A 1,464-nucleotide genomic window follows, 5' to 3' on the forward strand; every position below is an offset into this window, starting at 1 on the left:
CCCTGAGTACTCTCTGCAAGGCTGTAAAGCCTGCTCGCAGCTTCAGAAGCTCGCTAGGCAGTACGGCAATGGACGTTTCGAGCGGGCTTGCCAATGTGCCAGTGAAATACAGTCGCAGACAGTCAGCAGTGTGCGCTCCATTTTGCAATGTCGTCTGGATGAACTTGATAAGAAAGCTTGTCCTATCCAGACCCAATTGCCTTTTCACCATAATGTTCGTGGTGCCGAGTACTATGTTAATGGGGGGCAGTAAAATGAGCAGCGAACAAAGTGTGTTTGAAAACCTCCAAGCATTACGTTTGGTCGGAATGAGTAGTGCGTTACAAAAAGTATTGGTCACGCCGGATATGGCCGCTATGTCTATCGTTGATATTCTTGCTTTTTTGACCTGTGAGGAACTGCAATATAAGTCACAGAGAAAGCGGGATCAGCTGTTTAAAGCGGCCAAACTGAAACAAGGCCAAGCTTGTGTGGAGAACATTGACCACTTAGCAAAGCGAGGTATTGATAAAAGTTATCTCATTTCCCTCATCGACTGTGAATGGATCACTCGAAATCAGTTTTTGATCATTACAGGGCCAACTGGCGTAGGTAAAAGCTGGATAGCCTGTGCCCTTGCTAATAAGGCGATTAAATTAAATTTATCAGTGCTATACAAACGTTTTGGCTTATTAATGGAAGAGTTGGATATCGCTCACAGGGACGGATCCTTACCTAGGCTGCGCAATCAGCTTTCTAAGTTCAAATTGCTCATTCTGGATGATTGGGCTATGGCTCCATTAAGCGATCGTAACCGACAAGATTTGTTGGAGCTGATAGAGGAGCGCGTCGAATCGGGTTCGCTCATTATCACAACGCAATTGCCTGTCAGTAAATGGCATGAATACATAGGTGAGCCGACCATTGCCGACGCCATTATGGATCGCATCATCCATCGTGCCCACCGTTTGGAATTACACGGTGAATCGATGCGTAAAACATATAAAACGGTCAAGGAGGACAAGGTATGAATATCGAAATGCATATTGACGAGTTTGAGCAGATGCTGCCTTCTATCGATGTCAATGACGTGTACTTAAAGCAACTGTTTGATATTTATCATCAACGTTTGCTTGCAAACGCCGATGCTTGCCAAAAACTGGCTCGACGTGGGATCAACATGGAGAGCATCGCATATCATCATATTGGATTTTGTGACCGCAAGTTAAATCGCTATGTCCAGACATCTGACACCTCAGATGGGGCAGGATTTCGTGGTGCATTAAGACGTTTAGGTTTAATAAAAGTCAGTGGCCATGAAATTTTTAGGGGATGCATTGTTGAACCTGTTTTTGATGGTGACACTATAGTTGCAGTATGTGGTGTGAAATTGAAGTGTCCGAGCCGTCCGGCACCAAGAATCATTCAATGGTACAGGCATAGTGTTTATGTACATCCTGTCAGGTTCAACATCATGATATGGGG

At 44.7% G+C, this 1,464-nt stretch carries 2 protein-coding genes and 1 pseudogene; all 3 read left to right on the forward strand.

The annotated features are described in order from the left end of the window. Positions 1-253, forward strand: a pseudogene (locus L2744_RS21380) (IS21 family transposase); the annotation flags it as partial. A gap of 1 nt (position 254) precedes the next feature. Beyond that, a complete protein-coding gene (istB, locus tag L2744_RS21385) occupies positions 255-1,010 on the forward strand; it encodes an IS21-like element helper ATPase IstB (RefSeq protein WP_248993758.1) in 756 nt (251 codons plus the stop codon). After that, positions 1,007-1,464: hypothetical protein (locus L2744_RS21390; RefSeq protein ID WP_248993759.1), on the forward strand; the 458-nt coding region annotated here is incomplete at its 3' end. The genes istB and L2744_RS21390, both read left to right, overlap by 4 nt.

Source organism: Shewanella profunda, assembly GCF_023283765.1.
GTDB lineage: Bacteria > Pseudomonadota > Gammaproteobacteria > Enterobacterales > Shewanellaceae > Shewanella > Shewanella profunda.